Annotated in this window: 6 protein-coding genes and 1 pseudogene; 3 read left to right on the forward strand and 4 right to left on the reverse strand. The window is 45.3% G+C overall.

Features of this window, described 5'->3' with window-relative positions; all coding sequences use genetic code 11:
* A pseudogene (locus IM509_RS01900) lies at positions 1-261 on the reverse strand (RNA-guided endonuclease TnpB family protein); the annotation flags it as partial.
* 176 nt (positions 262-437) lie between these two features.
* Between IM509_RS01900 and IM509_RS01905 the strand changes: the two are divergent.
* A complete protein-coding gene (locus tag IM509_RS01905; protein ID WP_052277353.1) occupies positions 438-1,214 on the forward strand; it encodes an ABC transporter permease in 777 nt (258 codons plus the stop codon).
* A gap of 94 nt (positions 1,215-1,308) precedes the next feature.
* On the opposite strand, the gene IM509_RS01910 is transcribed toward IM509_RS01905, so the two are convergent.
* A complete protein-coding gene (locus IM509_RS01910; protein ID WP_002731954.1) occupies positions 1,309-2,325 on the reverse strand; it encodes a type I glyceraldehyde-3-phosphate dehydrogenase in 1,017 nt (338 codons plus the stop codon).
* A gap of 418 nt (positions 2,326-2,743) precedes the next feature.
* On the opposite strand from IM509_RS01910, the gene murC reads away from it, so the two are divergent.
* Together murC and murB are read left to right on the forward strand one after the other, a co-directional pair.
* Positions 2,744-4,171, forward strand: coding sequence for a UDP-N-acetylmuramate--L-alanine ligase (gene murC, locus IM509_RS01915; protein ID WP_185237492.1), 1,428 nt, complete (start codon positions 2,744-2,746; stop codon positions 4,169-4,171).
* Between the two features lie 413 nt (positions 4,172-4,584).
* A complete protein-coding gene (murB, locus tag IM509_RS01920) occupies positions 4,585-5,463 on the forward strand; it encodes a UDP-N-acetylmuramate dehydrogenase (protein WP_072927291.1) in 879 nt (292 codons plus the stop codon).
* Between the two features lie 214 nt (positions 5,464-5,677).
* Here the strand turns inward: murB and IM509_RS01925 are convergent, their stop codons facing one another.
* Positions 5,678-5,965 carry a HigA family addiction module antitoxin gene (locus tag IM509_RS01925; protein ID WP_072927294.1) on the reverse strand — a complete coding sequence of 96 codons (288 nt, stop codon included), beginning with the start codon at positions 5,963-5,965 and terminating at the stop codon, positions 5,678-5,680.
* Positions 5,965-6,243, reverse strand: a complete 279-nt coding sequence (locus tag IM509_RS01930; protein ID WP_072927295.1) for a type II toxin-antitoxin system RelE/ParE family toxin — start codon at positions 6,241-6,243, stop codon at positions 5,965-5,967. Before IM509_RS01930 ends, IM509_RS01925 begins: the two co-directional genes overlap by 1 nt.
* Positions 6,244-6,437 lie beyond the last annotated feature (194 nt).

Genomic DNA, 6,437 nt, shown 5'->3' on the forward strand with positions numbered 1-6,437 from the left:
GCAATTATCGTAAAACCGAGTAATTGCCCGCAAGGTTCTTTCTACGGCAGTCTGGCAAGCATGGGAGTTTAAATCATCAACAAATTTAAACTCTTTCCTTAATGCTGTGTTGTACCGAAATAACTCTGTTTTGCCAACACCAGGATTATCCATCCAATAACGCAGGACTTTATTCCGAACAAATTGAGTTGTCCGTATTGCCTCATTAATGGCTTCTATCTGATTAGGTTTTGGCTTAACTTTGTATTCTAGTACAAACATTTTGACACTGCTCGACCCAGTATCAATATTTTAACACAAAATTCCTTAAGTTGACAATACATATTTATTTAAAGCCGCCCGACCCTTCCCTAAAAGCGAGGGTCTTCACCCCGACATCTGTGATAAACTTGCTATTTATAGATGAAGTATCCTTTTAATTTGTTTCTTTTATTTTTATGGATGGATTAGTAGAACTAAATCTGGTGGATTTGGGTTGGGCTTTGGGGATGATGGGTATTTGTTTAATCCTCTCCCGTTGGTCAAATTTAGCCCTAGAGGGACAATTATTATTAGCGACCGGTCGATCGATCCTGCAATTATTAGTGGTAGGCTACGTTATCGCCGTTATTTTTTCCCTGGATAATCCTCTAGCTGTGCTGGGGATTTTGGCAGTAATGATGACTATAGCGACTATTGTTGCTAAAAATCGCATTGATAGCCGAGATAAAGGCTTATTACCCCTAGTTTTTGGCTCTCTGTTGATTAGTAGCTGTCTAACTTTAGGTTATGCGATCGCTTTAATTATTCAACCAGAACAATGGTACTCACCCCAATACTTAATTCCCTTGACGGGGATGGTGTTAGGGCAAGCGATGAATAGTGCCTCTTTAGCCGGGGAGAGATTAAGCAGTGCCATTAAAAGTCACCGTTTGGAAATCGAAACCCATCTTTGTTTAGGGGCAACCCCTCAACAAGCGATCGCAGCTTATCAAAAAGAAGCGATTCGAGCTAGTTTAATACCCACCCTCAATCAGATGATGGTGGTGGGTTTAGTCAGTTTACCCGGAATGTTCACCGGACAGGTATTGGCAGGAAGTGAACCTTTAAACGCCGCTTCCTACCAGATACTGATCCTGTTTATGATTGCCCTAGCTAACCTAATCACCGCTCAATTGGTGACAGAGGGAATCTATCGGCGCTTTTTCGGTGAGAATTTATCACTGCTCAGTTAACAGTTATCAGTTATCAGTTATCAGTTATCACTAACCACTCCTGACTCCTAATTAACGCCCACTGTTCACTGATTACTGTTTACTGATCACTGATTTAGCCTTTCCACTTGCTGGCGACGACTTCAGCGAGATCAACCACCCGTTGGGAGTAACCCCATTCGTTATCGTACCAAGCGATAACTTTCACCATATCGCCACCCATCACCATGGTGAGACTAGCATCAATGATCGAGGAGGCATCAACACCGCGATAATCAGAGGAAACGAGGGGTAAATCATTATATTCGAGAATTCCTTTCAAAGAATTTTCCGAAGCTTCTTTGAGGACTTCGTTTACCTGTTCCGCGATCGTACTTTTTTCCACTTGCGCGACTAAATCCACCACAGAAACGTTAGGAGTGGGTACACGCAGAGCGATACCGTTAAGTTTCCCTTTCATGTCGGGGATAACTAAGGCTACAGCTTTAGCGGCACCGGTGGAGGTGGGAACGATGTTAACGGCTGCGGCGCGAGCGCGACGCAGATCCCGGTGACTAGCATCCAGAATCCGTTGATCACCAGTGTAACTGTGGGTGGTGGTCATCGTCCCTTTGATGATGCCGAAGTTTTCGTGAATCACTTTGACAACAGGAGCAAGACAGTTGGTGGTACAACTGGCATTACTGATGACGTTGTATTTATCGTGTTCGTATTCGTGAGCGTTGACACCAACGACATAGGTTCCCACTCCCGAACCTTTACCCGGTGCGGTAATGAGGACTTTTTTAGCTCCTGCGACAATATGCTTAGAAGCGCCCTCTTCATCGACGAAAACACCGGTAGCTTCGATCACTAAATCTACACCCCATTCTGCCCAGGGCAGATTGAGGGGATTGCGATCGGAATAACATTTAATGGTTTTACCGTTAACAATTAAAGAATTATCATCGGCATCGATATTAGCGTTAAGTTTGCCTAACATCGAGTCATATTTGAGCAGGTGAGCGTTACTCCGGGGATCGGATGTATCATTGATCCCCACTACCTCCAAGCCACTATTAGTCCGTCCTAACCAACATCTTAGGAAATTACGTCCAATCCGTCCGAAACCATTGATCGCTACTCTAATCACTGCTGCTTGCCCTCTACGTTTTAGTGCAATACATAAAAAAATAATTAATGTTCCCAATCATACCTTAAAGGTTGAACTTTACGATCCCGATCGAAAATAATTTATTAGCTCACCATTCAGGAGAGTAGGAGACTCCGAGACAGGAGACTCCGAGACAGGGGACTCCGAGACAGGGGACAGGAGATTATTTTTATTTATTCTCCTCACCTCCCCACACCCCACACCCCACACCCCACACCCACACCCCACACCCCAAAAAAAGGGAATTGGGAGAAAAAATTTTAATTCTGCGTCAAGGATGTTGCAAGGTGACTGGGCAACACTTGGGAATTCTGCTCAAATGCCCCTATCATGAGGTTGACTTTACTACCGATCGAGTTTAAAACTTATATAATTGTGGGTCTGAGGAGTGAAAAAAGTGAAAAAAGTTAATTTTAACGGCCAACCTTTCCATTTTATCGGTATTGGCGGTATTGGGATGTCAGCCCTCGCTTATATCTTAGCCAAGCGCAATTTACCTGTGTCTGGCTCCGATTTACGTCCTACTCATATCACCCAACGGCTACAGGGAGCGGGAGCGCAGATTTTCCACCGTCAAGAGGCAAATAATTTAGCTTTATTTCATTCTCCCGGCCCTCAAAACAGTAGCCAAACAGTTCCGCAAGTAATCTGCTCCACGGCGATTAATGACCATAACAAGGAATATCGAGCGGCCAGAGACTTAGGATACCCAATTTTTCACCGTAGCGACGTTTTAGCGGCTTTAATCGCTGATTACGACAGTATCGCCGTTGCTGGAACCCACGGAAAAACCACCACTAGCAGCTTAATCGGTTACGTTTTGTTAGAAGCGGGATTAGACCCCACGATCATTGTCGGTGGTGAGGTGGACGCTTGGGAAGGTAACGCTCGTCTTGGTCAAGGTCGTTTTTTAGTGGCAGAGGCCGATGAGTCCGATGGTTCCCTAACCAAACACGCGCCAAAAATCGGCGTAATCACTAATATTGAGCTAGATCACCCAGATCATTACCAGAATTTAAGCGAAGTTATCGATACTTTCCGTGAATTTGCCCATCAGTGCCAGATTTTAGTCGCTTGTTTAGATTGTGACACGATCGCCGAGCATTTCCGTCCGACGATTAGTTATAGTCTCGATCCCGAAAAAGGTGCCGATTACACCGTCAGCGAGATTATCTATGAACAGGGAATGATGAAAGCTTCCGTCTGGGAAAAAGGCAGTTATCTGGGACAAATGGAAGTGAAAATCCCGGGGCAACATAATATTAGTAATGCTTTGGCAGTGGTTGCCATCGGACGTTATCTCGGTTTAGAATTTGCTGTTATTGCCGATGCGATCGCTACTTTTGCCGGAGCAAAACGCCGTTTTGAACACAAGGGAGAGGCAAACGGCATTACTTTTATCGATGATTATGCCCACCATCCTAGCGAATTGTTAGCCACGTTAGCGGCGGCAAAATTGAAGGTAGAAGGCAAACAGTACCAACGTTCGATCGCTATTTTCCAACCCCATCGCTACAGTCGCACCACTACCTTTTTAGAGGAATTCGGCTCCGCTTTCAGTTCCGCCGATGTGGTAGTCTTAACGGATATTTATAGTGCCGGGGAAGTGAATATCGATCACGTCACTGGGCAGCAAGTGGTCGAACAGGTGAGAAAACACCATAAAAACGCCTACTATCACCCCGAATTGAGTTCTTTAGGTCAATTCCTGCTAGAAATTCTCCAACCAGGGGATCTAGCCCTCTTCCTCGGTGCTGGCAATCTCAATCAAGTTATCCCCGAAATGCTCTCTCTTTACCGCGAACAATTAGCAGTTAGAGTATAGAAGTTAGTTATCAGTTATCAGTTATCAGTTATCAGTGATCAGTGATCAGATTTGAGTTTTTAAGTGAGCAGTATTAAATAGGGTTTGCTGAATAAATGTGAAATGTAGGCAAGGTAGGGGTTTTGTGGCTGTATGAGCGAAACAGGTGTAAGATTTTGAGAGAATCGTCGTTCAAAACCTTGCGTCTTCATCGGCCCGCGTCCTGTAGGGGCGAAGCATTCGGGCAATAACCTATCGGTGAAACCGCAGATTTTCTATCCGAATGCTTCGCCCGTACTTTTTCAGCAGACCCTAAATAAGTAACATGATCGTTGGGTTTCATGCTTCAACCCAACCTACGTTACGTTCTGCTCCCCAACCCCCAATTCATAATTTATAATTCATAATTTATAACTTCCAACCCCTAAAACCCTATGATTAAAACCTCTGTTTCTCTAGCTGATTTCACTTCCTACCGGGTGGGGGGAAGAGCGCAATGGTATGCCGAACCAGTTAATCTAGAGGAATTAAGAGAAGTGTTCGCTTGGTGGCAATCGCAAGGGTTGCCCTTGACTGTTTTGGGGGCTGGTTCAAATTTACTAATCAGCGATCGAGGTTTACCCGGACTTGTTCTCAATACTCGCCATCTGCGATCGAGTTGTTTTGATGCCGAAACTGCTACGATTACAGCAGCGGCGGGGGAACCTCTGCCAAAAATAGCTTGGAGAGCGGCAAAAAGGGGCTGGAGGGGCCTAGAATGGGCGGTGGGTATCCCCGGTACGGTGGGGGGTGCTGTGGTGATGAATGCGGGAGCGCACACCTCCTGTGTGGCGGATCGATTAGTGCGGGCGCTGGTATTAAATCCCGATGGTCAGTTAGAAACTTTAAGCAAAGAAGATTTAAATTATAGTTATCGCAGTTCTTCTCTGCAAGGGGATCAACGCTTAGTTATTGAGGCCACATTTCAGTTAGAAGCTACCGATAATCGCGAGGAAATAATGGCAATTACTACCCATAATTTACGCCATCGCAAAAGTACCCAACCCTATGATCGTCCTAGTTGTGGTAGTGTTTTCCGCAATCCTAAACCGCAATTTGCCGGGGCTTTAATTGAGGAAATGGGATTAAAAGGTTATCAAATTGGTGGGGCGCAAGTATCACAATTACACGCTAATTTTATCCTGAATATTGGTTCAGCAAAAGCCTCCGATATTCTGCGTTTAATTCGCCATGTGCAGGAACAAGTGTTCGATCGCTGGTCCCTCTGGTTAGAACCAGAGGTGAAAGTTTTAGGGGAATTTGACGGTATTTAATTATTTTTCTCGATAACGGTTGAACTCAGCCGCGATGGGCTGGAGTGCGACGGCAAATATTTTTATAATCCTCTAGCATGGTGCGTTCCCCAAAAATCTATTGGTGGGGCAGTAGGAGCCACATTAGGGAACGCACCCTACAGCGATGGCGATCTGCTATGCAGTGCCTTCGGCATCGCACTGGGTTGTTGAGTCCGTCGGCTGCAAACCCTGGTTAGGCAACTGATAGCCGTTTGACTTTGATATTGCCAATTGTCTGCTCTGCTTGCCATAGATCGTATTGCATTTGCTGATTGAGCCAACTTTCAGGAGATGTATCGAAAGCTTTCCCTAAGCGAATTGCCATTTCGGGGCTAATACCTGCCCTACCATTTAAGATGGCAGATAGGGTTTTTCGACTTACACCCAATGCTTCAGCAGCCTCAGTCACAGTCAGATTCAAAGGTTCGAGACAAAGTTCTTTAAGAACTTCACCAGGATGTGGTGGATTATGCATTTTCATCAGTGGTAGTCCTCAAGATCGACATCACAAGCATCAACACCGTCAAAGGTGAAAGTGATCCGCCAGTTTCCAGATACTCTCACCGTCCAGGTTCCTTTACGTTGCCCTGCCAGTTCATGAAGTACCAATCCGGGTAAGTTCATGTCTTGCGGTGAAGTTGCAGCACTGAGACGAGCCAGAATCAGCCGAATTCGTTTGGCATGATTTGCCTGAATGCCTCGGGTGCTTCCCGATTCAAAGAACTGCTCTAGTCCTCGATGCTTGAAACTGACTATCATCCATTAAGTGTAACCCATAACGTTACTGGTTACAACCCAACGATAAAAAAATAACGATTAGGGGTCGAGAAGGTCGTCACCGACCTCCCCTCCCATTCAGAACCGTGCATGAGACTTTCACCTCACACGGCTCCTAGTTTGACTGTTCCCTTGTTAAGGATACAGCTTGACTTCCTTTGGTTAACCTTGTATTA

Source organism: Microcystis sp. M31BS1 (assembly GCF_020245285.1).
Taxonomy (GTDB): domain Bacteria; phylum Cyanobacteriota; class Cyanobacteriia; order Cyanobacteriales; family Microcystaceae; genus Microcystis; species Microcystis panniformis.

Excerpts from the sequence above, each read along its gene's own strand:
- IM509_RS01905 (WP_052277353.1), top strand. The coding sequence starts at position 438 with ATGGATGGATTAGTAGAACTAAATCTGGTGGATTTGGGTTGGGCTTTG.
- murB (WP_072927291.1), top strand. The coding sequence starts at position 4,585 with ATGATTAAAACCTCTGTTTCTCTAGCTGATTTCACTTCCTACCGGGTG.
- IM509_RS01925 (WP_072927294.1), bottom strand. The coding sequence starts at position 5,965 with ATGAAAATGCATAATCCACCACATCCTGGTGAAGTTCTTAAAGAACTT.
- IM509_RS01930 (WP_072927295.1), bottom strand. The coding sequence starts at position 6,243 with ATGATAGTCAGTTTCAAGCATCGAGGACTAGAGCAGTTCTTTGAATCG.